The organism is Spirosoma jeollabukense (genome assembly GCF_054777855.1).
Window position 1 is genome coordinate 737,703 of the sequence record NZ_BAAHAD010000001.1, and the last position, 26,183, is coordinate 763,885.

16 protein-coding genes are annotated in these 26,183 nt (G+C 51.6%); 2 read left to right on the forward strand and 14 right to left on the reverse strand.

Annotated elements, in window-relative coordinates:
- Positions 1-7: 7 nt before the first annotated feature.
- The 10 genes from ACYVEA_RS02915 to ACYVEA_RS02960 all read right to left on the reverse strand — a co-directional run bounded on the left by ACYVEA_RS02915 (position 8) and on the right by ACYVEA_RS02960 (position 15,163).
- Entirely contained in the window at positions 8-1,156 is a 1,149-nt protein-coding gene (locus ACYVEA_RS02915) for an iron-containing alcohol dehydrogenase (RefSeq protein ID WP_461111814.1), read from the reverse strand.
- A gap of 142 nt (positions 1,157-1,298) precedes the next feature.
- Positions 1,299-2,432 carry a sialidase family protein gene (locus tag ACYVEA_RS02920; RefSeq protein ID WP_461111815.1) on the reverse strand — a complete coding sequence of 378 codons (1,134 nt, stop codon included), beginning with the start codon at positions 2,430-2,432 and terminating at the stop codon, positions 1,299-1,301.
- Positions 2,433-2,505: 73 nt separating this feature from the next.
- Positions 2,506-3,204: a DUF3826 domain-containing protein gene (locus ACYVEA_RS02925; RefSeq protein WP_461111816.1), complete on the reverse strand. Its 699-nt coding sequence runs from the start codon at positions 3,202-3,204 to the stop codon at positions 2,506-2,508.
- 2 nt (positions 3,205-3,206) lie between these two features.
- Positions 3,207-4,721 carry a sialate O-acetylesterase gene (locus tag ACYVEA_RS02930; RefSeq protein WP_461111817.1) on the reverse strand — a complete coding sequence of 505 codons (1,515 nt, stop codon included), beginning with the start codon at positions 4,719-4,721 and terminating at the stop codon, positions 3,207-3,209.
- A 291-nt stretch (positions 4,722-5,012) separates the two neighbouring features.
- Positions 5,013-6,938, reverse strand: a complete 1,926-nt coding sequence (locus tag ACYVEA_RS02935; protein ID WP_461111818.1) for an exo-alpha-sialidase — start codon at positions 6,936-6,938, stop codon at positions 5,013-5,015.
- Positions 6,935-10,081 carry a DUF6298 domain-containing protein gene (locus ACYVEA_RS02940; protein ID WP_461111819.1) on the reverse strand — a complete coding sequence of 1,049 codons (3,147 nt, stop codon included), beginning with the start codon at positions 10,079-10,081 and terminating at the stop codon, positions 6,935-6,937. Before ACYVEA_RS02940 ends, ACYVEA_RS02935 begins: the two co-directional genes overlap by 4 nt.
- Before the next feature lie 109 nt (positions 10,082-10,190).
- Positions 10,191-11,834: a pectate lyase family protein gene (locus ACYVEA_RS02945; RefSeq protein ID WP_461111820.1), complete on the reverse strand. Its 1,644-nt coding sequence runs from the start codon at positions 11,832-11,834 to the stop codon at positions 10,191-10,193.
- A 501-nt stretch (positions 11,835-12,335) separates the two neighbouring features.
- The gene (locus ACYVEA_RS02950; RefSeq protein ID WP_461111821.1) at positions 12,336-13,097 is read right to left on the reverse strand and encodes a rhamnogalacturonan acetylesterase; all 762 of its coding nucleotides are present in this window, start codon (positions 13,095-13,097) and stop codon (positions 12,336-12,338) included.
- A 136-nt stretch (positions 13,098-13,233) separates the two neighbouring features.
- A complete protein-coding gene (locus ACYVEA_RS02955) occupies positions 13,234-14,154 on the reverse strand; it encodes an alpha/beta hydrolase (RefSeq protein ID WP_461111822.1) in 921 nt (306 codons plus the stop codon).
- 19 nt (positions 14,155-14,173) lie between these two features.
- Complete coding sequence (locus ACYVEA_RS02960; RefSeq protein ID WP_461111823.1) at positions 14,174-15,163, reverse strand: pectinesterase family protein; 990 nt, start codon at positions 15,161-15,163, stop codon at positions 14,174-14,176.
- Between the two features lie 439 nt (positions 15,164-15,602).
- On the opposite strand from ACYVEA_RS02960, the gene ACYVEA_RS02965 reads away from it, so the two are divergent.
- Both ACYVEA_RS02965 and ACYVEA_RS02970 read left to right on the forward strand, forming a co-directional pair.
- On the forward strand, positions 15,603-18,656 hold the full coding sequence (locus ACYVEA_RS02965) for a SusC/RagA family TonB-linked outer membrane protein (RefSeq protein ID WP_461111824.1): 3,054 nt from the start codon (positions 15,603-15,605) through the stop codon (positions 18,654-18,656).
- Between the two features lie 13 nt (positions 18,657-18,669).
- Entirely contained in the window at positions 18,670-20,337 is a 1,668-nt protein-coding gene (locus tag ACYVEA_RS02970; RefSeq protein WP_461111825.1) for a RagB/SusD family nutrient uptake outer membrane protein, read from the forward strand.
- A 120-nt stretch (positions 20,338-20,457) separates the two neighbouring features.
- Here ACYVEA_RS02970 and ACYVEA_RS02975 read toward each other — a convergent pair whose 3' ends face one another.
- The 4 genes from ACYVEA_RS02975 to ACYVEA_RS02990 all read right to left on the reverse strand — a co-directional run bounded on the left by ACYVEA_RS02975 (position 20,458) and on the right by ACYVEA_RS02990 (position 26,183).
- A complete protein-coding gene (locus ACYVEA_RS02975) occupies positions 20,458-20,655 on the reverse strand; it encodes a hypothetical protein (RefSeq protein ID WP_461111826.1) in 198 nt (65 codons plus the stop codon).
- A gap of 369 nt (positions 20,656-21,024) precedes the next feature.
- Positions 21,025-23,979, reverse strand: a complete 2,955-nt coding sequence (locus ACYVEA_RS02980) for an ATP-binding protein (protein ID WP_461111827.1) — start codon at positions 23,977-23,979, stop codon at positions 21,025-21,027.
- Between the two features lie 141 nt (positions 23,980-24,120).
- Complete coding sequence (locus ACYVEA_RS02985; RefSeq protein ID WP_461111828.1) at positions 24,121-25,053, reverse strand: carbon-nitrogen hydrolase family protein; 933 nt, start codon at positions 25,051-25,053, stop codon at positions 24,121-24,123.
- A gap of 104 nt (positions 25,054-25,157) precedes the next feature.
- On the reverse strand, positions 25,158-26,183 hold the full coding sequence (locus tag ACYVEA_RS02990) for a cytochrome d ubiquinol oxidase subunit II (protein WP_461111829.1): 1,026 nt from the start codon (positions 26,181-26,183) through the stop codon (positions 25,158-25,160).

Genomic DNA, 26,183 nt, shown 5'->3' on the forward strand with positions numbered 1-26,183 from the left:
CTCATAGCTAATAAGCGGCTGTATAAATAGCAATAGCATCGTCGCGAGTGATCTCGCGCGGATTATTTTTTAGCAATCGTGTGATTTTCAGGGCATCATCCGCCATCTGAGGAATCGCTTCTTTCGGAATATTGACATCCCGCAAACGGGCTGGAATGCCACATTCACGAATCAGTTCGTTGATTTTCATTACGCCTTTCGCGGCTGTTTCGGCATCGTCTTTTCCGCGTTCACAACCCAGCGCAAGCGCTACCTGCGCATACCGACAAACGGCCGCCGGAATGTTGAACGCCATGACGTAGGGCAGCAGCAGCGCATTGGAAAGCCCATGCGCCAGGTGAAACGTACTGCCCAGCGGATACGAGAGCGCATGAACGCCCGCCGTATTCACCGGACCCAGGCAAAACCCACCCAGCAAACTCCCCATCGCTACGTTCGTGCGGGCCTCTTCATCCGCGCCGTTACGTACCACCTGCACGATATTGGCCGCAATCAGGCGCATGCCCTCAAATGCATACATGTCGATGAAGGGCTGCGCAAATTTGTTCGTATAGGCTTCCAGGCAATGGGTTAGCGCATCAATGCCGGTCGCGGCCGTAATGGACGCTGGCACGCTGATGGTCAGCAATGGATCGACATACACGATGTCGGGCACCAGAAACGGGCTGATGATTCCTTTCTTCTGATGATCAGCGTCGTCTACCAAAATGGCATTGGGCGATGCCTCGCTCCCCGTTCCCGACGTAGCAGGTACACAAATGAGCTTTTTACTACGTCCGTTCAGGTTTCCAATGCCCAGAATTTCCGTCAGCGTCTGGTCATTGTCCAGTTGAGCAGCAATCAATTTGGCAACATCCAACACACTCCCTCCGCCGATGCCCAGCACCAGGTCGGGATTGAACGGTGAAACGAGCTGCATCAGCTTTTCGAAGTCCGCGAACGAGGGCTCCTGCTCGATGCTGGTGTCGACCCAAACGCCTATTCCGTTGGTTTCCAACGTATCGACCAGGCTTTTCAACTGCGCCAGCAATGGGCTAATCGTCACGATCAGCACCTTTTGGGGCGACAACTGCACTAGTTCATCGGTCAGGTTTCCAAGTGAACCTTTGCCGAAAACCAGCTTGCCTGGAAAATGTATTTTTAATTCCTGCGTCATTGTCTAGCATGCTCGGCGTAGTCTCTGACTACGTCGCAGCGGTATCCGGTCTCCGACCGGTTTTAGGTAGTCTTTTAAACTCCGGTCGGAGACCGGATATCGCTGCGACGTAGTCAGAGACTACGCCGAACAGCGTATCACCTCAATCCTTCGTAATCTCTTTGGTTACCGGTGCCGTATAGCCATCCAGCATCGGCCAGACGCCGTTTTCAATGGGTTTCAGCTTCAGTTTCTTGGGGTCGATAACGGCATGTTTGATCTTCTGCCGACGCCAGGTGTAAATGACATGAATCATCCCATCGCTCGTCTGAATGACGGATGGATAGGAATACTGGCTTATTGGCGAATCTTCCAGGATCACCGCTGCCGACCAGTTCTTGCCATCGCTCGACACGGCCAAGTTCAGCGGTGTACGCGGTCCTTTGGCCAGGTCGCCCGGCGGCAGTACGTGGTTATACACCAGCAGCTGCCGACCGTCTTTTAGCGTGACAGCATCGGTTCCCGAATTGTTGTTCGGCAAGGTTGTTTTGGCCAATGGCGACCAGGTTTCGCCGTTATCCGTTGACCAGGATTCTTCGATGGCGCGGTCCCGACTACGGGCCAGAATCTGGAGTTTACCATTTCCATACGTCAAAATGCTGGGCTGGATAGCATTCAGTGTTTTGCCATCATTGAGCGGACCGATTTTTCGCCAGGTTTTTCCGAAATCAGGCGTTACCTCAAAATATAGTTTCCAGCCGTCACCCTCGGTGCTGGTTGGACAAAACAGATTGCCGTTGGCGAGCAGAACCGGCTTGTTTTTGATTGGGCCAAGGTATCCATCGGGTAATTTCCGGGCTGCTGACCACGTGCGTCCGTCATCGGATGAAGTTTTCAGCAATCCCCACCACTTCGACGGACTCGAGCCAACTTTATAAAACAGCATCAACTCGCCTTTCGGAATATGGTACAAAACCGGGTTCCAGCAGGCGTACCGAAGCGTGTCGTTGATAATGCCATTCGCCACGTTCTCAGGGGCCAGCCATTTCCCCTTTTCCTGCCGACTTACCCAAATACACACATCCGGGTTTCGCTCTTTGGTCCCGCCAAACCAGGCCGAAACCAACCCGGTCGGCGTCTCGGCGATGGTAGCCGCGTGACTTTCCGGAAACGGCGGTTTGTCAACCACAAATTCATCCACCACCAGCCCCGATTGCCACTTGGTCAACTGAGCAGACGTAGTGCCGAACAGGGTCAGGCTGATGAACAGGGTTGTGTATAGGGCTTTGTTTGTCATTGTGTTGTGTATTTTCTGTCATTCCGATTTTCTGTCATGCTTCCTATCGTCAGCATGACAGAAACAAAAAGAATCAATTCGTTGCCTGCTTCTTTGCTTCAGCCTTTTTAGCTTTAATCGCAGCCGTGTAAGCGTTGTACATATCCCGCCAATTCCGGCCATTTGCGTTCAGATACTGCTCTGATTTGGTTTTGTAGATCTCGAAGATGGCCGAGATCTCTTTCATGCTTTTGTAATCGACGGCCTGTTCACGCGCCTGTTCCAGAAACCCCTGAATGGTTGCTACTTCTTTTTCAGTGATGTTTGGAACAATAGCCTTGTATCCATTCATGGTGAACGCCACTTTCCCGATGGTGTATTTATCCAGAATGGCATCGACCTGATTCCTGTCCAGATCGGCCTGCAAACCGGTCATCAGTGATTGGTGAACCGTTCGGGGAATGGCTGAATCTGCGATCAATTGCCGGTCGAGTTCGGATAATGGGTTTCCGGTTACTGGATTGATTCCGGCGGGAACGGTACTGGCCGGATGCTCATTGTGCCAGTCACGAATGGCTTTCAAGTGGGTCGCCACTACGTTGGTCAGGCGTTTTTCTTTCCCGGCATCGTTCAGATTCAGTGATGCGATCCACTCGGACGCTTTTGTTTCCTGTTCGGCATCAGCTTTTGCCTCCGTTGACGTCGCCGATTGAGTCGACTCCTGCTGACTGAAGGCTGGCAATGTTGCAGCCAGAGCAGCTACGAATAAATAAGTAGTCAGGACGTTTTTCATCGTTAGTTTGAGCTTGACGTTTTTGCATCTAAACCTCTCGAAACAGGGCTGTCAGACGGCCTGACGCTGTCAAAAAGTTGATTCTTCTGTGGTTTATCTGTCCGGAAGGGCCGGGCTGGTAAGCCTTCTTTATTGAATAGATTCGGTTGGGCGGCTTCGTCCCACGCAAAGCGAACGGCCGTTGGATTCGGTACGTTGTCGGCCGAAACGAGTATGTGTTTGCCGTCAATATGTGCTTCGGCGGGCGAAAAAATACCGGCCTTCCCGGCAATGGTAAAGCCAGTAAGCGGCTGGCCATTTTTGCTCACTAAACCACTTCCGATTTGGCTGAAAGAGAGCTGAATGGCCCGACCTTTCACGTTCATTTTCTCGAAAATGGGACCTTCCGCTACTACGTCATTTTTGTCGTACGCATTAGTGAGGGCGAGCAGGGCCAATCGTCGGCCGACTTCCCATTTGAAAGGCGGGTGAATATCCGACAAGTCATCAGCCAGATCGGTCGTTACGATCATGCCCGTTTGGGGCAGGCTGAGCACCTGCTCCTGCGCTTCCCGAAACTCCGGTAATGTTTCGCGGGTCAGCGCAACTTTCCCTTTCGATTCGGAGTACTTGAACGGAGCCAGCGAGACGTAATAAAATGGCAGTTTCTGATCGTTCCAGGCAGTTCGCCAGCTTGTGATGAGCGTTTTCAGTTTGTGCGAATACGTAGTGGTTTCTTTTAGAAAACAATTGGATTCGCCCTGATACCACAGGAAGCCTTTCATGGCAAACGGAGCCAGCGGCCGAATCATGGGTTCGTAAAACTTACCCGGCTCGCCATCTATTTTCTGGTTGCCGTAGTAGGAGTCCTCCCGAAAAGCAGCCTCCGAAATCCACGGCTCAATACGACTGCCGGGGATAGCCGACGAAATGACGCCAATCGGTACGTTCAGATTCCTGTACAGTTGGTTGGCGAAGAAATAAGCCGGTGCCGAAAATGAACGTAGTGCCGAATCCTGCGCGACGTTCCATCCGCGATGCAGCGAATCGGGTTTGCTCAGCTCTTTCCGGTTGACCAAAAAGATTCGGATTTGCGGATTGTTAGCGTAGTTTAATTCGTCAACGGGATTATGGCCGTCAACGAGTTGGGTTGCCACTGATGCCTTCACTTTGCTGTTCTTCCGCATCGTGTATTCCATATTCGACTGACCTGAACACAGCCAGACTTCGCCCACCAGAATGTTTTGCAACCGGATTGTATTGGTACCCGAAATGACCAGCTCCGAGGGTGTGGCGGAGGCTTTGAGTGGTTTCAATGTGACACTCCACTTGCCCAGGGCATCGGCGGAAGTTGTTTGACTCTGCCCGGAAAATTGAATCGTCACGGTTTCACCCGCCGACGCTTTCCCCCAGAATGTCAACGGCTTACCCTGTTGCAGCACCATGTTATGCCCAAAAATCCGGGGCAGAATGATCTCGGCTTTCAGGTTGGCTGAAAGGAGAAATAAGGTGATAGCGAACAGTTTGTGTTTCCGCATTTTTGTTCGTGTTGAGCGAAGTCTCCAGACTTCGTTCGCGTGTTATCCGGTCTCTGACCGGTTTTGAACAGGTTATCAAGTTCCGGTCAGAGACCGGGTAACGCTGCAACGTAGTCAGAGACTACGCCGAACGTCAGAGAAGCAAGGCAACAGCTAACAGATTGTGTTTGAGCATTTTTGTTATTTTTATTTCTGTCCGCAAACCACTAAACTCCCTGAAGGGGACTTAACTCATACTCAGACAAAGTCCCCTTCAGGGGATTTAGTGGTTTCCGGGCGACTTCAGTTTTTTTACTCCACTCGACTTTGTAAACCACTCGTTTTAAAGGACTTGATTATAAATACAGCTTCGGCATCCTGTTCACCCGCTTTGGGTAAATCGTAGTTCTGATCGGTGGGCGTGTCGGCATCCGGGAAACGACGTACCGCACCCGTTCGGAAAACGACCCGTCGGAACGAGGCCACAGGCGCGAAAAACAGTCGGTTGCCTTTGGATTGTCCATTGACGAACGTAGTGAACATGCGTTTGTCGCGGTCCAGCTCAATCCGTACATCGTATTGCTTACCAGCCTCGTATTTCTGAATATTCGAATCGCGGTAGCCCACCTTGGCCTTGAACAGACTATCGGCGTCAAACATCAGCCGCACAGCCGCGTTGCCTTTAGCGTCCTGAAATTCAATGTGTAAGGTGCCTTTGTTGGTTCGGTCGGCGCTCCGATGTTGCGGTACGATCGAAAACTCAACGGTCAATTTCTTTGAATCAGGAATGACGCGCTCGGCTTTGGCGAAATCGAATTTGTCTTTGTCTCGCAGCACCAGTGCTTTCGTGCCGTCAACCGTTTCCAATTGAGCCGTTGCCTGAAGCGGGCTGTATATGTTCCAGTATTTAAGTTCTTCACCCGCCGGAAGCTGGGCAAATACGTCGTTGGCGTGGGTTTTCACCTCGTCGGTAATGGGAACCGGAATGCTCGATACCCAGATATCCTCCTTGTTCATGCTGTACGTAACCCATAGATTCCCATCGGGTGGCGTACCGTTTCCTTCCTCGATGCCCCGAACGTACTGCGGTCCATAAGACTTGTAGGCACCACCATAGCGCAGGGACGTAATCTCGCCGTTTACCAGCAGTAAGTTGGTGTAATTCAGCCCGTCTTTGCTGGTCGAAACAGCCAGCGGCCAGCGAAATTCCGACGGATTGTAGACCGTAGCGTACTGGCCGTCGGACGTTTTTTGTCCCCAGATTTTGGCGTTACTATTCACGAAACCCGGCGCCCGGACTGGGTTGTACTGCCACGTTTTACCGTCATCTTTGCTGATCGTCGTGAGGGCGTGTTTCCACAAACCCACCACACGATTGTCGGGCAGATGGTAGTAGCTGAACGCTTTTACGTCTTTCTTTAGCGAAATCAATGGGTCGTTGCGGTCAGCTTCTTCAATCCATTGCTGCATCATGAGCGTATTGCCCAGCAGTTCGTTGCAAGCGTCCACAAACCCTTTGTCTTTTGAACTGGTATAGAACGGATACGCTGACTTGCTTTTGTCCCAGGACGTATTATTTCGGATGAAGTAAATCGGTCCAAATTTGCCATCGGGGTAGATTTCACGCACCACCCGACCAATGCCGTTACCGTCGTTCGGATCATCTTTCGGACCCATCACAATGCCGTAAAAAGCCAGCGTCAGAAGTCGTTTGTTGGTCGCGACGAAAAAGCCCATGCGCTGGTGCATGACCGCATACAAATCTTTGGCTACTTCCGGGCGACCTTCTTTCTTCCAGCCATCCGGCACTTTGTAGGGCGGAAAAACGATGGTTGGCGCCGACCATTTATAGCCATCTTTCGAGGTCAGGAGCAATGTTTGACCCGGCGGTACGTGCTCACCAACGGGGTTGCTGAGGTATTGCAGGTAGAACGTATTGTTCCAGTAGGCCAGCATCGGCGCGTGGTTATACGTCCAGTTGGTGCCGCCCGCCAGCTCCGGATGCTCGCGGTTCGCCCGAAACACCTGAATGTTATGCACGCCCACCGCCGGACTCAACTGCCCATGATGATAATCGACATTGGACAGCGTCTGCCCAACGTAGCGCACCGTGTCTTGGGCGTGGGTTTGGGTGGAAAGCAAAACAAGGATTACTACCCCCAACCCCCTAAAGGGGGCTTTCCAGCCGGAGGTTTTAGCCCCCTTTAGGGGGTTGGGGGTAAGTTGATTCGTACTCATAACCCATTACTTTTTTTAACCCAGATCACGTCCGCGCCCTCGCTTTGTTTTTTCAGACTGACCATGCTGCCCCCTTTCACAATTTCTTTCGATTTCACTACGTCCCCCGTTTTAGGATTGATATAATTGACGGAGAATGATCCCGTTGCTTTTGTCAGATCAAGCTGAACCGGCGTTGCGGACTCGCTGTAAAGAACATAGCCGGTTTTGTCGTTGCCCATCGCCCACTGGCTGGCGGGTGTGTGGGGCAACTCAAGCGGCTGCATTTGGGTGGCGTCCGCTAAAAATTGAGGATCGGCCACTGCCGGAATATTCGGCATTGAACCGCCCGCCAGCAGGACCGCCCAACCCATCGAGTCGAAACTGTCGCCCGCATACGTAACGGCCTTGTCAGGGAACTTCTGCCGATATTCCCGCACGGCCCGATACACCTGCTCGAACGACGTTTTCTTGGGCGTTAAGAGTCGGGCATGTTGACGTGGGGCCAGATTTTGACCACCGGCAGGTGCGTAGGTCGTGCCGTTGGCCTGATAATGCCAGAATCGAATATCAATCAGATTGATAGCCGAAGCCCGTTTGGCATCTGCCAGAATCGCATCCTGAACGTCTTTGGTGGTGCTCAACCCAATGATTGCCTTTTTGCCAGTCGCCTTTTCCCACTCTTTAATTGTGTCGATCCAGAACTGCACAAACGGTAGCGGACCCGTAAACTCAGCCCCGATGAGTTGAATGACGCCCGAATTGGCCGCGAAATTGTCGAGGCATTTGTTGATATACGCTTTGTGCAGCGCCCGCCGAGCCGGGTGCGATACGTCGTAAAACTGTTCGGCCATGAAAATTCGCTTGTCACCCGCGTAGGGAACCGGCTCCGGAAAGCCAGTATTGTTGATGTTATTGGCGGGCCGCCAGGGGAAATCGGCGTAGTGAGCCCCCGCTTCAATGATGTTATGCTGGAAATAATTCTCGTGAATGAGCGCGAGTCCTTTCTGATCGGCGAGGTCAGCAAACTGCTTCAGTCGGCTCCAGTACCAGTTGTTGTACTTCGTCAGGTCGTATTTACTCAAGCCATCCCAGGCAGTTTCTTTTCCGCTTCGGGCAAAGGGAAGTTCGTAAAAAGGCGGCCATACCTCGCCATTCATCCGGCGAATACGTTCGTGATCGTCCCGCCGACGATCATACCAAAGTCCGTAATTATGGTCAAGCGCAACGATGTTATCGGTTTTCATCGAATCGGTCATTGCCTCCAGATTGTCGGTCAGGCCACGGCCCGTCATGCCCGGAACAAAGCGGGTGATATGCGGCTTGGCGCTGGCGAGTCCGTAGGGTCGGGCGCTGCCATTCCACCAGGGCACTTCCTGCCGCCGACCCGCAACCAACGTACTGCCCCGCACCAGTTTTCCGAGCTGAATCTGCATGGGAGCCGCTTTTGTGAGCGCCGTTTCTTTAGGTAAGCCAATCACATCAATTGACTTGGCAGACGACGTAGTGGAAAGGGGTTGGCGCGTTGCGGCTGCCGTGATAAAATCGTATAATGTCGGGGCGGGGTTGACGGCGAGTTTGGTAAGTGCCTGTGCTACGTCGACTTTGGGGCTGCTCGACGCTTCGGAGTCAACCGGCAGCAGAATTGTTCTGCTCGCTACGTTGTCGCCCAGCCGGTCTTTTAGTTGGGCGTAGTATAAACTCCTCGGCTGGATATGCTCATTGGACATGTCCCAGTAACCATCTCCGGCAAACTGCGCCCAGGTGCCAAACGCCCAATTTTGCGCCGTTGGCGGTTGAAAATTCTCCACGCGGGCAGCTGTACATTGCCAGAAAACACTATTGGCGGCATTCCAGCCCGCACCCTGTCCGTCCTGCCCGAGATTGGCGAAACGGAGCGCGTTGCCGTCGCTATTCACTACGTCGAATAACACACCCGACGCCCAACTGTCGATGCTGCCACTGAAACTAAACGGCAAATGCGCTTCGCACTGCACGAACGCATTCGGCCCGGCACTGCAAAAACCGACGGCAAAATCGTGGTAGCCAAATTCGGAATACAGCCGTTGGCAAAGAACCTGTTGTCCCCTGACCAGAAACGTGTTACGTCGTTCGCCACCGATTTCTGAAATCGGCTCCAGCGACTGGCAATCCTCAACCGTGATCCGTTTCGCCGTTTCCTGAACGTTGACCGCCGATCCGGCGAAGTGGCGAAAAACGACTTGGCGCACCCAGGCATCCTGCACGTTTTCAAGGCCGATGGCCGTCCAGCGATGGTCTTCATCTTTTGGATTTGTCTTGTCGTAAGTTGACCCCAGTGTGAGATTTTCGACCCCCGATTGCGCAATGCGCCCCGTCCATGTGTAGCGGGCAAGCCTGCCTCCGCCAAACGCTGAATCCAGCGCTGTTGTCAAGGAGGCATCAATGGTGATTTCGGAACCGTTAATGGCTGTAATTTGCCGATCCCAGTACATGTCGCGCTGACCCGGTTTCCAGCCCAGCGCCGAAATACCTCCACCAAACTGGTCTGTGCCCAATTTCTGAATCCATTCTTTGGTCGATGGACGACGAATCTGAACCTGATCGCCAACCTTAAAATCGGTCGATTTGGACAGGCGAATTTTCTGGGCGTTGACGGCTACGTAGCTATCGGCAATAGAAATTGGCGGTTCGGTTTTTCGGTCGTTTTGTCCCCCAATCGTAATCAGGTTATCGCGGCTGAAGCCCGTTCCGAGGAGGGTGGTGCTGCCCGTTCCGCTGCCTCGAAGGACAACACCAGAAGCGGTAATCGTTAACCTTCCAGCCACTTCATACACACCTTTTTCGAGCAGCACAGCGCCCCGGAAGCCATCGTTATTGATTGGCAGAGACGCTACGTAATCAAGAGCGGCCTGTATCCGGCGCGTAGCGTCTCCTTTGCGAACGGGCACGATAACCTTTGTCGCTACGTTCGGAATGGCCTGTTCACCAGCTTTGTAGCCGCAATATGAGAAATCAGGAATGCGGTTGCCTAACTGATCGGGCGTGTAGGTTAACCGCCCGTCCGTCCCAAGTGCCACCGGTTTGGGCGGAGTCGGTTTATTCTTCTGCGCATACGTATCGCTGCTGTGCCAACCAAGGGTTAGCCACGACATCAGGGCGATAAGTAGAGAAGGCTTTAGCACGGGTTTAGGCTGGCATGTTTTTGTTCTCATTAAGAACCCCTAAATCCCCTAAAGGGGACTTTGTCCAAATACAAGCCAAGTCCCCTTTAGGGGATTTAGGGATAAACTATTACGTCCTGGGAATTACCTGTTGCACAGGCACGACACTGTTAAGGTACTCTTCTATGTTGGTATAGCCATCTTTCTTTTTGGCCAGGCTCGCATCCGACGGATCTTTCGGGTTCAGGCCATTTTTGGTCTCCCACGCATCGGGCATGCCGTCCTTATCGGAATCAACGTAAGGCGTGCCTTTGTAATCCGGATAGCCCCCGACCTGAATTGGATCAGTAATGATGCCGTTCTTGTACGAATCGATGGGTAACCGACGGTGCTTGAACTGGGTTTCAGGCAGTTTTACACCTTCTTTGTACGTAATTTTTCCGGTACGTACCTGCTCAATAACGCGCGTATCGACGGGGTCGCGTTTGGGGAGCATAGCCCCCGCGTTGGCTAGTACGTAGCTATATGCCTGTTGCGCAGGCAGAATCGTGAGCTTAGGCATTGGAAGCGGCTCTTTCCATTTTATGTTGGCCATGTATTCACCAGCATTCGCCATCTCCTCCACCTGAACCCCACCATCCCAGTTGTCTTTCGTCACTTTCTCGTTACCATCGACAATATTGCCATTGACATAGGCCCGGCCATAAACACGGTAAGGCAATTTGCTACGTCCCGATTCCGGTTTTAGAATCCGGTAGGCAAGGGGCGAGTCTTTTGGGGTTTGCGGGCCTGGCTTGTAGTAGTTGTTGATAATATTGTACATAGCCGTATAGTCGCCCCCATCCGTTGACCGGTGTACCCAGTTAAAAATGACATTGTTGGTAAAGTTGAAGATGCCATTCCAGCCAATTGATGGGTTTCGGCCTGCATTATCGGCCCAGAGATTACGCATGAACGTACAATTTTCGCCACCCAACGTGCTGCCAAATGCGTGATTCCAGGTATCCAGTGCTTCTGAAAAAATCGAGTTTTGAATGGTAATATTCACTGTTGGGAGCTTTTCTTCCACCGTTTTACCCGTGCTGTCATTATACATGTGACGGTACATCGACATGTTTTCGTCCAGCCCCCAGCTTGCCGAAACATGGTCGATCATGATATTGCCAATGGGATTACCACCAATTGAGTCGTCGCGCCGACCCACACCGGTTTCACCCCGACGGAAACGCATGTAGCGAATGATTACGTCGTGCGTATTGATCCAGACCGATTCGCCGGCTACACAAACGCCATCGCCCGGCGCTGTCTGACCGGCAATCGTGATGTAAGGTGCTCGAATAATAAGCGGTGTTTTAAGCCGGATAATACCCGCTACGTTAAATACGATGGTGCGGGCACCGCCCTGTTCGCATGCCTCCCGCAACGTACCGGGGCCTCTGTCTTCCAGACTGGTAACGACATAAACCTTGCCACCACGACCACCGAATGTATACGCGCCACCACCTTCAGCGCCCGGGAAAGCCGGAATCGAAGCTTGCGGCAAATCGACCGGACGGGCCGCCCAGGGAATATAAGGTTTGCCTTCCTTCGCTTCTTTTGCAATAATCGGCTTCGCCTTTTCCCAGGCAATATCCGATTGCCGCCGGGATTCCTTTAGCAGTTCATCGCTTTCCTTCTGAACATCCGCCGGGATGGTTGGATACTGGGCAAAAGCGGAATACTGGCCAAGAAACAGGATAGCAGAAAGGGCTACAGGAATAACAGATTTTTTCATTTGGGTACAATTTCTGTTAGGTAATTGAATGAGTCAGGAATTTCTCTTTCAATCGGGCGACTTCAACGGCTTACGCTCAGATTGTATAGTAAGCTCAAAATAAGGCTAAAAAATAAGCTAATATCTATATCATTTTTTCGGCAATGTATAGGATATTATCATCCAGCCAGGAATCACTCTCGATTGTATTATAAATAGATAGAATTAGGCAATTGGGAGGCTAATGCCGAAGGATTTCAGCAACCATTTAGGGGCGTTATCAAACGCAATTTGGGAGCAACTAAAGCGACAAAGCCACACTAGTTTGTTGAAGCCCCGCAGGGGTTTGACAGCGTAGCGTCGGTAGAAAATAAAATATGGCAATTATTTGGAGTGCCGTCAGGTACGTAACCATCAATTATTTGTTACGTACCTGACGGCACGAACGATATATATTCTTTACCTTCTACCGACGCTACGCTGTTGAGGCCCATACGGGCCGTTTTTCAACTCAATTCAGTATTACTTTTTTTCCGGCTTTACGATCCGGTTGGCGAGGTCGAGTTGTAGGGTTTTGATGTTCGCCAGCACCAGTTCGGCCATTTTTCGGGCACCAAGTTCGCTGAAATGGGTGTTGTCTTCTTTCCCTTCGGGGTAGTTAGGGTGTTCACCAGGCGCCAGTTGCAGAAACAGCAGTTGGGAGTTCTCCACCCCGAACGTTTGCAGGAGTTCCTGGCTCTGCTTGTTAAGGTCAATGAAAGGCGTTTTGTATTCGGTCGCTACGTTCCGCACCAGCTCAGCATAGACGGCGTGGGTATCCTGAATTTTCCCGGCGGCATCGAACTGTCGGCGAGCAACGGGTGTAATGAGCACTGGAGTAGCTTTTTTAGCGCGGCTTTCGGTGATAAATCGAATCAGGTTTGCCCGAAACTCGCCTTCGGTCGTGTAACTTTTTTTCGTAGGCACTTCATCGTTATGACCAAACTGAATCAATACGTAGTCGCCTTCGTGCAAGTTATCGGCCACGGGTTGCCAGCGCTTTTCTTCAATGAACGTTCGGGTGCTACGTCCATTCATCGCCCGATTATCGACCGTTACGCTTTCGTCGAAAAAATAGACGAACGGCATGCCCCAGCCCGTTTCCGGATACGCTTTCGTCTGCTTGATCGACATGGTCGAATCGCCAATGAGGTAGACCGTAATCTTAGCGGGCGGGGTCGTAAAGGCCATCATAGCGATCAGGCCAAGTAGCGAGACGATTTTGAGACAACGAGGGTGGTTCATTGTTGAGTAGTCAGACTTAGTTCAGTTGGGATTTTTGACCGGTCTGAAAATACCCCCAACCCCCTGAAGGGGGCTAAAACCTCCGGCTGGAAAGCCCCCTTTAGGGGGTTGGGGTATTTTCAGACAGTCTCTTAGATCATTTAACGTCACTGATAAAATTCATTTCCCGCAGCCAGCTTTCACACAACGTTACCCATTGCTGGGTCGAACCCGGATTGTTACGTAGCGCAATGGCATGACCGCCCTGCGGAAACGTATGCAGACTGGACGGAATTTTCTTCTCAACCAACGCCTGATAAAAGAGTAAACTGTTACGTTGGTCTACGCCCGTATCATTAAAGGCATGAACCAGAAAGCAGGGCGGTGTTGTGGCCGTTACGCTGTTTTCCAACGAATACGTTTCCAATAGCTCTTCCGAGGGGTTCGGGCCCAGCAGATTTTTTCGACTGCCGACATGAGCATAATGCCCCATCGTGATCACGGGGGAGACAAGAATGGTAAAATCAGGCCGAAACGCCCGCTGACTGATTGAGTCGCCGATGGCTGATACGTCGGTGGTGGCTGTAGATAATAGAGCCGCCAGATGCCCACCCGCAGATGTTCCCTGCACCCCAATTTTATCGGGTTTAATGCCCCATCGTGTGGCATTCGCCCGGATAAGCCGCATCGCTCGCTGGGCATCCTGAAGCGGTCCCAGTTCGCGTTGTTTTAAATCCGGCGAATTCGGCAGGCGATAATTGAGCACAAATGCGCTGATACCCATTGTATTGAACCACTTGGCCAGTTGCCACCCGCTGATGATATAAGCCAGTCGTTCATAACCGCCACCGGGACAGATCACAACAGCGGCCCCTTTGTTCTCCTGTGCTGACGGCAGAAACGCATACATACCCGGCGTTCCTACCCGATAAATCCGCTCGTTGGCAATACTGTCTTTAATCACCAACCCTTTTGAATTGGGCATTTTACCCGCAGGCCACAACGGAATAAAATCCTGCGCCCTGGTGCAAAAGCTTACCAGCCAGAGAAAGATCGTGAGTACGTAGGTTAGGCGCATGAAGCTGTCGGAAGTTAGATTAAAAGGCAATTTTCGTCAATTTCTTATCGGGCTTCCAGTGATCACTACCCGCCAATACGTTGTCAACCGTGTAGCTTCTGGCCGCTTCGGTAGGTAGTTGTTTCGACCAGCTAACCCGTTGCGAGGGAGCAGCTCCCGGCCCTTTTGATCGATACTCCGCGTACAGGACTGTTTTTTCGGCGGTGGGCTTATCCCAATTGTGCCAGCCTTCGGGTTTGATATGGTCACCCAGTTGACAGCGAAGAAAAACCGTTCGGGCAAAATCGCGCCAGGGTCGACCCAGATACACACTCGCTCTGGAAGAATTGCTCGTAAGCCGACAGGCTAAAAATACAAACCCAAAGGACTTTCCTTTAGGCGTTGCAGCCGCCGTTATGTAGGTTTCCGGCTGTTTACTGAAAATAGTGCAGTTGTCAAAAACCGCCGTCGCCGATCCGAAAATGAAATCAATGGTACCCTCCACGTAGCAATCTTTGTAATACTGCCGACCATATTGCTCCGGCATTCCGGTGTAGAGGGTATCCTGAAAACCCAGAAACCGACAGTTGACAAACACGGCCCGGTCGCCGGTAATGTAGGCTGCCACGGCCTGCGCCACCGGCCCCGATGTGTTCTCAAACGTCAGATTCTCGGCCCTGAAATCGTTACCGAATATAGAAAACGAACTGGATGTGTAGGTGCGAAATTTGACGCCATCCGGCCCCATTTTACCTGAATAATCATCATAAGTAAGAATAGTTGACACTTTATCCTCGCCAATCAACGTAACGAAGTGCTGCGTGGAGTCAAGTTTTAACTTCTCTTTATAAATCCCCTTTCGAATTCGGATAATAATCCGGTTTTTATTTTCTGCCGGAATCGCATCCAGTGCGGCCTGTACAGTCCTGTAATCGCCACTACCGTCCTGTGCCACAGTAACGTATTGTTTTTGGGCAAACCCACACACGCTGACAAGGCTAAAAATGAGGGCAAGTACCAAGCTGTACATCCAGTTTATGCGGCTAAAGTAAGTGTTGAATGTTGGCGAACAAATTGACTTATACAACAAACAACCAACTTCTTTTTATGCAAACGTTGCCGGGAACGTTGCCAGTAAGCACGGCAAACAAGCCCTAAGTACGTATCTTTTCATAGCACAAAAAGAAGTCAAAGTAGAATAATCCTATTTCAATGAAAGCTAAAACAGTCACTATTTTAAGCCATATCCGTATTACTACCAATAAAAAGCCAGAATCTTCTTAGAAAGAGACAAACTGCAAACGTTGCCGGGAACGATTGCGTAGAAATAATTAAATAATACCTTGAGAAAATGCTTAACGGGACGTAGACTTGTTAAAAAGGGATTAAAAAATTACCGTTTAATAAGCATCTATTTCTTGAAAAAAGTAAATCCAGGGTCAATGAAACACATCTTATCTACTTTAGTAATGCTTCTGATTGTAGTCGCGGTTCAGGCGCAGGAAACGCGGCAGATCACGGGGCGTGTGACCGATGAACAGGGTGGGGCTTTGCCGGGGGTAAGTGTTGTCCGGAAGGGATCGCAGCAGGGAACCACCGCCGACGCCGACGGAAAATATACACTCCCCGTTTCCGGTCAGGGCGTTACATTAATTTTCTCGTACATCGGTTACATTACCCAGGACGTAGCAGTAGGCAATAACACGACGTTGGATATCGTCCTGAAAACTGACACCAAATCACTGAACGAAGTCGTGGTCGTTGGGTATGGCACCCAGCGGAAAGCGGAAGTCGCCACGGCGGTGGGTAGTATCGAAGGTCGAACCATTGCCGAACGCGGAACGGTCAACCCCATGCAGGCCGTTCAGGGCCAGATTGCCGGGGTCGATATCTCGGCCGGATCGGGCCGGGCGGGCAGCAATTATTCCGTTCAGATTCGCGGGCAAAACTCCCTGGCGGGCGGACAGCCGCTTTATGTAGTTGATGGGGTTATCGTGCCGGATATTAACTTCCTGAATCCGCAGGATATTGCCAAAATGGACGTATTGAAAGATGCGGCTTCAACGGCGATTTACGGATCGCGGGGCTCCAATGGCGTAATTCTGGTGACGACAAAAGGGGGCGCATCGGTTAAAGGACGCTCTACCATTTCGTACGATGGCTACATGGGTATTCGTGAGGTGGCGCGTATGCCCCGCTTCATGACCGGCCCGGAATGGTGGGAATATCGCCAGAATACGTTCATTTCACCGGAGTTGATCGCCGGACGTACCAATTACGACAACACGATTGGCTCACTGGGTAATCCGCTCGTTCTGCAACGGGTCGCCAACAATGACTACACCAACTGGCGTGACCTGGTGTTACGTACCGGAACGCAGGCCAACCACTGGCTGACCTTTTCGGGCGCCAGCGACAAGAATGCCATTCAATACCTGATTGGAGCCGGGTATCAGAAAGAGAAAGGCAATCTGCTCAATGAGGACCTTGAACGGTATAATTTCAAGGCCAGCCTCGACGGAAAAATCAACGATACATGGTCGGCGGGGATGAGCGTAAACCTCTCTTTGACCGAAACCGAGCGCGGCAGCGATGACGCCGTCCGGAATGCGTTTAACATGGCTCCTATCTTCAAGCCCTACGACGACAATGGCAATCTGATTTTCCGCCCTGGCCAGATTCCGGTACCGGGCAGTTCGACCATATCGAGCATAACCAGTACGGTGAATCCATTGCTCGAAATTCCCAATACCGAAAACAACACCCGCCGGATGTTTGGCGTCGGAAACATCTACCTGAAATTCGCACCGGTGAGCTGGTTCGAGCTAAAATCGACCTTCTCACCCAGTATGAATTTTGAGCGAAATGGCCGCTATTGGGGTTCGCTGACGGGGGTAGGCGAAGGCTTGCTGCCCGATGCGCAACGCACGAATCAGCAGTCACTGTCCTATATCTTCGACAACATCGCTACGATCCGTAAAACCATCGGCGACCACAATTTTACAGTAACGGGTCTGTATAGCATGCAGAAAGACCGCTTCGAAAGTGATGGCCTTCGGGTGAATGACCTGCCGTTTAATTCGTCATTCTACAACCTCGGTTCGTCAACCAACCGCCAGTCGGGAGTCAGTGCGTTCAGTCAGTTTTCGATCATGTCGTACATGGCCCGCCTGAATTATTCCTACAAAGGCAAGTACTACGCTACGCTGGCTACCCGCTGGGACGGCTCGTCGAAACTGGCTGATGGACACAAATGGTCTACGTTCCCATCGGCGGCTGTTGCCTGGCAGATTTCCGACGAAAACTTCCTGAAAGCAGCGAGTTACATCACGGAACTAAAGCTCCGTTTCAGCGCCGGGGTGGCTGGAAACAACAACAATATCAATCCCTACGAAAGCCAGATGACGCTGAGCGATCCCGCGTTTTATGACTATGGCGGAACGGTGGCACTTGGCTACGGCCCCAGCCGCCTGCCGAACCCATCGCTCACCTGGGAACGTACCCGCGAGTTTGACCTGGGGCTGGATTACGCTTTCCTGAACGGCCGTATTTCCGGTACGATCGACCTCTACGACAAGCTGTCGAAAGGGGTGCTGATGAACCGTGACATCCCGATCGAAACGGGCTGGAACTCCATTAAAGACAACGTGGGATCGGTGAGCAACAAAGGGATTGAATTTTCGCTGCGAACGGTGAACATATCGACCAAAAACTTCACCTGGAATACGTCGTTTACGCTGTCGCGCAACAAAAACGCCATTGTCGATCTGCTGGACAAAAAGGAAGATCTGGTGGGCAACTGGTGGTTCATCGGCCAGCCGATCAATGTCAACTATACCTATGTTTTTGATGGTATCTGGCAGGAGAGTGAACGCGAACAGGCGTTGAAATTCGGCCAGTCGCCGGGGCAGGCGAAGGTGAAAGACCTGAATAATGACGGCAAAATCAGCAGTACGAACGACCGGGCCATCATCGGCCAGAAAGATCCGAAGTGGACGGGCGGTTTCTCTACCCAGTTCACGTATAGGAACTTCGACCTGTCGACATCATTGTTTGCCCGTCAGGGAAATCAGGTATTCAGCGCTTTCCACAGCCAGTTCCTGAACTATTCGGATCGGGGAACCGACAAACTCTATACCGACTACTACATGTCGGCGAATAAAGTCACACCTACCCGCCAGTCCAACACCTATCCGCAGCCCAACAACATTGGCCCCTACTGGACCGGCGTTTCGGGCGTAGGTTTCTACAAGGACGTATCGTTTGTGAAAGTACAGAACATTGTGCTGGGCTATACGCTCCCCTCAACGCTCCTGCAACGGGTAGGCATCAGAAGCCTGCGCGTTTACGCCAACGTATTGAATCCGTTCGTCTGGACCAAATACGATGGGTTCGACCCAGAATATGCGAGCGGGATTGATCCGACAACCAGCTCATCGGTCAACAATACAACGACCGGCTCCATCAATAATACAGGTCCCAGCACCATTACGTATCAGTTTGGCCTGAACCTCAAATTTTAATCGAGATTAACTCATGAAGACCATAAAAATTGCCAGTCTGCTCCTTTGTCTGTTGCTATCGGCGGGCGGTTGTAAAGATTTCCTGGAAGAACAGAACAAGTCGAATATCGTTGCCGATCAGTACTATACCACCAACGAAGGCTACGAGAAATTGATCAATGCCGCTTACTCGTCGTTGCGTACCGTTTATGCCCAACCCTGGATTTTCTGTGCTGGCACGGACATGTACGTAACGGGGCGCTCGACGCAGCCCGAAGGCCTGAGCGAGTACCGGAATCTGATCCCCGATGATGGCGAAGTGCTGGCGTTTTACACAAATGTCTACAAGTCGATTCAGCTCACGAACACGGCCCTTTATTTCAACGAGAAGACGACGAATGTACCCACGCTGGCAGCGCGGAAAGGCGAAATGAAATTCCTGCGGGCCTACGATTACTTTTTGCTGGTGCAAACCTTTGGTGGCGTCGGCCTGGTAACGGATCGTTTCACGGCTCCCGTCGAGTCATTTAAGCGAAATTCGGCCCAGGAAGTGTATGATTTTATCATCAAAGAGATGACGGAAGCGCTGGACCTGGTACCCGAGACAACCCCGAACTTTGGTCGTGTCACGAAACGGGCCGTCCGGCATATGCTGGCGAAAATTTACCTGACACGCGGCTATGAAACTTTTGCCGGTGCCAATGATTTCAAGACAGCCGCTACGTTCGCCGATGCTGCCATTGCGTCGCAATCACTCACTACGCCCTTTGAAACGCTGTTTTTCCCCGGCAACGAGAAGAACAGCGAGATTCTGTTCTCGATCCAGTGGGATGCCACATCCATACCAACCGCTACCACGGGCGGAAACTCGCAGGCGGCTTTTTTTGGCCCTTATTTTGGCGGCCAGGGCGCTGTTGAAGGCTATCCGTACCGCACCTATACTCTCTGCCCGACGATGTACACCTTCGATCTGTTCACGCAGATCGATGCCCGCTTCGACGCTACGTTCATGATCACGTTCTACCAGCGGTACTACGATTATTATACCCGTCCAAACGAGCGTAACACGCTGAATGTCAAATATTATTACCCACCGAAATGGGCTAACACTCCGGCGGCCATTGCCGCTTGGAAAGCCGCCGACCCAACGCATCGGAACGGCGCAACGGTTTACCCGTATTCAGGCACGCTCTGGGAAGCCAGTCAGACCGTAACGCTGGACAATTTTACACCCTCGGTTAAGAAGTTTGATGATCCTACGGCGCAGTTCGGGGGAAATACCAGTACGCGGGATCTCTTTGTCGCTCGTTTGGGCGAGACGTATTTACTGGCGGCTGAAGCGTATTTCAAATCCGGCAACACCGCTACTGCCGCCGAACGCATCAATGAAGTACGGCGCAGAGCCGCCAAACCCGGGTCTGAAGCCGCCATGAAAATTGATGCGTCGGCCGTAACGATTGACTTCATTCTGGACGAACGGGGCCGGGAACTGGTGGGCGAATATCACCGCTGGTTCGATCTCAAACGTACTGGCACGTTGATTGCCCGCGCTCGCCAGTACAATAAAGATGTGAACAAATGGTATAATAACGGCGTCGATCCATTTCTGGGTGTCGGCAATCAGAACAAGATCTTACGGCCGATTCCCACCCGTGCCCTCGACCTGAACCAGGGAGATTTTGCTCAGAATCCTGGCTATTAAGCAATGCTAAAAAAGATATCCCGAAGAGGTTTACTTCTTCGGGATATCTTTTTTATAGCGGAATGGCTTGTCATCAATCCGAATGTAATCCTCAGTTTCTCTAAATATCGTCGCGCTACGTCACTCGTTCACTTGTTTGAGAAGGCCGGTTTTAGCCGGATTGTAGTAGCTCTCCAGCGCGTCCTGATAAAGCCCGTTTCGCCAGAGCAGATAGCAGAGTAGCGCCAACAGGACACCATACGCCACAATTCCCAGGATAGAGCCAATAAAGCGCATCAACAGGTCTTTGGCATATTCGAGGAGACGTGGCCAGCGCAAACGTGGCCACCCGAATGAGCGGCCAACGTTGCTGCTGGGCTGGTACAAAGAGGAAGGTTTATTCAATTTATGTGAATAGGAAAACAGGTCGTCAGAAGAGACAGTAGTAGTTCGTTTACCACTAAACCCGTCGGCAAATTTACCAGGCTCGTCAGCCACCCGGGTGTCAATCTAGGCCTACCAACGTATCAGATGACCCACCAGCGTGTCAATCTAGGCCCATAAACGTATCAGACGACCAAAGTCGGCAGATTAACCGTGACCGATGGCCGTAACCGTCGGTGATTCTATCCTTTCTTTTCGTCGCCTATAAACAGTAACGGTCGCTTCTGAACAGAAGCGACCGTTATGGAGACGTTCAGATTTACTTTACAGATAATCGGAGGGAAGCTTACCGAAGCGATTTTTGAACGTACTGGAAAAGTGTTTGACCTGGCGCAACCCAACCTGTTGTGCCAGGGCCTTCACCGAGGCTACCTGCCGGTTTTCCAGCAGCTGACGGGCGTGTTGCAACCGGGCTTCGGTAATGTATTGGGCGGGCGTCAGTCCTGTCAGCCGCTTCACTTCCCGGAACAGTGTGCTCCGGCTAACAGACAACGAATCGGCCAGTTGATCGGCCGTCAGGTCAAACTGGCTCAACTGCGCCTGCGCCTGCCTCTCCAGTCGTTCCAGCCAGTTTATATCCACACTCGACATCAGCGGACCCGGTTCCGGCTCATCGGCAGCGTCGATACCGACGGGTGCCAGTGACTGCCGCTGTTGCAAATTCAACAGCAGATTCGATACGCGGGCCGTTAACTCATCTTCATCGAAAGGCTTCAGCAGGTAATCATCCACGCCCAGCCGTAGTGCCTGGAGTTTATCCACTTTGTCGGCGCGGGCCGTCAGCATCACCACCGGGAGGTGTCGGTACGTATCACTACGTTTTAATGCTTCCAGCAATTGAAAGCCATCCATCACCGGCATCATCAGGTCGGAGATGATCAGCGAAGGCAGCATTGGCAACGTAGCAAGCCGGTCGAGGGCTTCCCGTCCGTTCTGAACCACCAGCACCGTGTAGCTGGGCTGGAGAATTGCCGTCAGGTAGTGACGCAGACCAGGATCATCTTCTACCAGTAACAGCGTTGTCTTTCGATGGTCTGTGTGTGTAAGCAACGGCATGGATGGGCTGATGCCGGGCATCATGGCGGTCTCATCGGCTTCTTCACTGGGAACCAACGTAGTGGTTCCTGGCTCTACGGGGTGTTTGGGGATTTCCAGATAGAATGTAGTACCCTGTTGCCACTGGCTATCCACCCGTAAGGTACCCCCCAGCAATTTGGCAAACTCCGCCGACAGGGCCAGCCCAATACCCGTGCCACCTTCGCTCGGCGAACCCGGCTGCTTGCTTTGAAAATAGCGATCGAATATGTGTGGCAGATCATTCGGATAAATCCCCCGCCCTGTGTCACTTACTTCAATATGAATCTGGGTCGGTTGTTCGGTCACGTTTACCGTAATATGTCCATCCGACGGCGTAAATTTAAACGCGTTGATCAGCAGATTATCGATTATCTTCTGAAACTTATTGGCGTCCAGCTCAACCACCAGATCGGCATCTGCTATGTAATTCAACCGGAGCTGAACAGCCGCCTGATGGGCCAGCGAGTTAAAATTAGCCACAATCCGACTCACCAGCCCATACAGATTCACCGGTTCGTTGGTCAATTCCAGCTTCCCGGCTTCGAGTTTCGTAAGGTCCATAATTTCGTTGACCAGATCGAGCAACCGACGGGCGTTTTGTTGCGCTGTCCGGAGAAGTTCGCTACTACGTTCGTCAGTCGGAGCTTGCTTGAGCAATCTACCGAGTGGCCCCAGAATTAAGGTTAGCGGTGTACGCAGCTCATGCGATACGTTGGCAAAGAACTGGCTTTTCAGGGCATCGACCTGACGCAGTTGGTCAGCCTGGGCCTCGGTCAGTACCATCTGCTTCCGAACGGCCCGCTGGCTTTTATGCTGAAAATACAGCGCCCCCCCTGTCGTTACCAGCAGCAGCGTTACCAGCACAATAACGATGATCAGATAGGTATGCTCCTGTTCACGCTGCTTCAGCAATAAATCCTGCTCTTCGGTATGAAAAATAGCTTCCCATTGCGAAAGGGCAGCGGCATTCTGGGTCTGATAGCGACGGCTCACATTCTGATATTCCTTTTCCAGATAGGCTAAAGCACCGGCCTTATCGCCGGTTTTTTTAGCGAGCTGGTACCAGATCACCGCTATCGACTCCGAGTAGGATCGATGCGGGGCCAACGCTCGGCCGAGCGAATCGATTTGACTGGCGGTGTGCGTTGCTTCTTTAATCCGGCTGTTGGCGATGAGCAACTCGAACAAATCCTGGTATATATATTCCAGGTATAGAGTTTCGCCCGTTAACCTGGTGTATTGCAGACTTTTTTGTAACAGTAATTCCTTCTGAGCGACTAAGTGGTTCGGCAAATAATGACTGGCGCCGATCATCAATCGGGCTTTTATCCGAGGCTGGCCCTTAGCCAACGGAAGTAGCTGAAGCATATACGTGATACACTTGTCGATTCGACCGGCATCTTCATAATTAAACGCCAGCGCCAGGGTTTCCTGCGCCATCAATACGGTATCCCGCCGGGCAATGCCAATTTTCAGCGCAGCCAGATGGTAGGGTACGGCTTTGAGCGATGCTCCGAAATAAATTCGTCGATTGATTACCCCCAGCAACGAAAGGGCGTTAGCTTCCAGATACGGATCGTGTTGCTGACGGGACAAACTCAGCGCTTGATTGAGCAGCGAATAGGCCCGTGAAAAATTCGTTTCCTGACCAAACAACGCACGTGCCTGAACAAGTTTGGACCAGCCTTGCAGGGTTTGCAGGGAATCGGCAAGCCAAACAGCCAGCTGACCGTACCGTCGGGCAGTGCTGTATTCACTACGAATGACGCAATAGGAAGCCCGCAAAATCAACCCCGACAGATAACGGGCATCGTGGATATTTCCTGCCTGTGCCGCCAGGGAACGTAGTTGCTGTTCATTACAGGCAGGTGTTGTTTTGAGTTGGGCTTGCAACGCAGGATACAGCCATTGCTGAGGACTTAACTCGTTGCCCCGGTTTGGTTCAGATGAGCAGGGCAGATTCGCTGGTGGTATCTCCTGCTGACACCAGTTAATTAACTGCTCAATTTTCCTGGGATCAGCCGGATACTGTTTCTTCGGCGTTACCGCCGACCAAAAGTTAGCCAGACTGTCGGTAGTTGGCTGAGCCTGTATGGTAGATACTAAAAAAAAGAAACAAATCAGTAAAAAGAGGATAAGCATCCTGGGATTGAGCAATACTCCAACAAATAGGCTTTGTTAAAAAGGAGTTAAAGTTACTGATTTGTTTGACATATACAGGCGACTATTATTCAGGTATACTGTCAGAATAAATCCATATCAGAAGTGGCTTTCTATCGTAATTTACCTGACGTTCAACGTCTCAGGTTGATTCACTACGTTCAATTTAAACACATCTGGGCGGGCATAATGGCCTACGCAGTCAAAGTCCATTTTGCTTTTGATCAGCACCGAAAAATCCAGTTCGGCGGTGAGTAATCCTTCCTGATTCCAGAGTGGTCCGGCTAACACCTCCCCCATCGGTGAAATAATGACGCTGCCACCCGCACTCATAATATCGGGCTCGTTCAGCAGGTCATCCTGGTATTTTTCGGGGTAATCGGCTTTGCGAACGTACTGATTACTGGCCAGCACAAAGCAACGGCCTTCCAGCGCGATGTGCTGCATGGTCGATTGCCAGGTTTCGCGGGCGTCGGCGGTTGGTGCCAGGTAGATCTCGATTCCCTTCTGGTAGAGGGCCGTTCGGGCGAGGGGCATGTAGTTTTCCCAGCAGATCAGGCCGCCAATTTTGCCCAGTTCCGTGTCGAAACTAACGAGCGAAGTACCATCGCTTTCGCCCCAGATGTAGCGTTCCAGACCCGTAGGTTTCAGTTTCCGGTGTTTGCCCAGCAACGTACCATCTTTACCAAAATAGAGCAGCGAGCAATGCAGTGAACCGCCAATTGGATCGCGTTCCGTTACGCCAAGGGCCACCAGCAGGCCGGCTTTTTTTACAGCTTCGCTAATTCGCTTGAAGGTATCTGATCCCACTTCGATACTGTTCGACCAGTAATCCAGCCACGTGCTACGTCCTTTATCGGTACGTCGGCCAATAACGGCGTCGAAGGTTAATCCTCGCGGATAACAGGGGATGAATGATTCCGGAAAAAGTAACAGCTCGCAACTTTCGCTGACGCCCTTCTTGATCCAATCAATAACCAGATCGGCACTCTTTTCCAGATCAAACAGGGCAGGTGTTGCCTGCACCACGCCTACCTTCACACGTTTATGAATCATAGAGATATCTTGGGTAGTTTTTTGAACACAGAGCCACAGAGAACACAGAGTAAAAATTGCTGGTTTTCATTTTCACTCTGTGTCTAACTCCGTTTCCTCTGTGTTTAAACATTTTGTTTCACTGGCGCATGCGCTTTTTTCTGGAAGCTGTAGATCAGGTAGAACAGCGCGGGCAGAATAAATACGCTTCCCAGCAACAGGGCCGTGCCAAGCGACTCAATCGTTTTATCATGGCCCCGGTGTTCCAGCAAGGAAAGGTATCCCCCATTTTTGAGGAGCACGATGTTCGGAAAATGATGGATCGTGGTGACCAGCAAAATCATCGTGATCTGAAATCCAGCCAGCACCCGCACGACGTAGCGCTTACCATTTGCCAGTAAATACCACATGAGCATCAGCGACAACGTAGCGGCCGAGATCGCCGTAAGGCCAACCCAGTTGCCAAAAACCCAGTCAAACAAGGGAATCCCTTCCGCATAGGCGGCTACGAAAACCAGTACACCACAACCAACAGCCGCCAGATTCATGAAGCGGGCTTTCCGGATGAACCGCTGTCGCTCACCGTGACTTCCAGTTTCGCCGATCAGATAAATAGCGGCCAGATATCCACAGATCGCAACCGTGAACAAGCCAACGGACACCGAAAACCAATCCAGCCAGCTGAACACATAAGCGTCCAGGAACGTAGTGGCCATCGGGTCGATATGGCCTGACACCGAGCTTCCGGCAATGATGCCCAGAAACAGGGGTGTGACGAAGCTGGAGTAGACAAAAATACGGTTGTAGAGTTCCTGCATATCGTCGACAACGGCGTCGTAATGCCGGAAGGCGAAAGCCGTTCCCCTGGCAATAATTCCCAACAGCATAATGGTCAGGGGAATATGCAGATAAACTGACATGGTTGCGTAGATGGCGGGAAAGCCTACGAACAGAATGACGACCGTGATAATGAGCCACATATGATTGGCTTCCCAGATGGGACCGATGGCCCGGTACAGGGTTTTCTGGGTGCGGCTCTGGTTGGCCTGCGACGTAAAAAACTCAATAATTCCGGCGCCAAAATCAGCGCCACCCAGGAGTAGGTACAATAAGATGGCGGCCCACAGATACCCAATGACAACGTATAACAT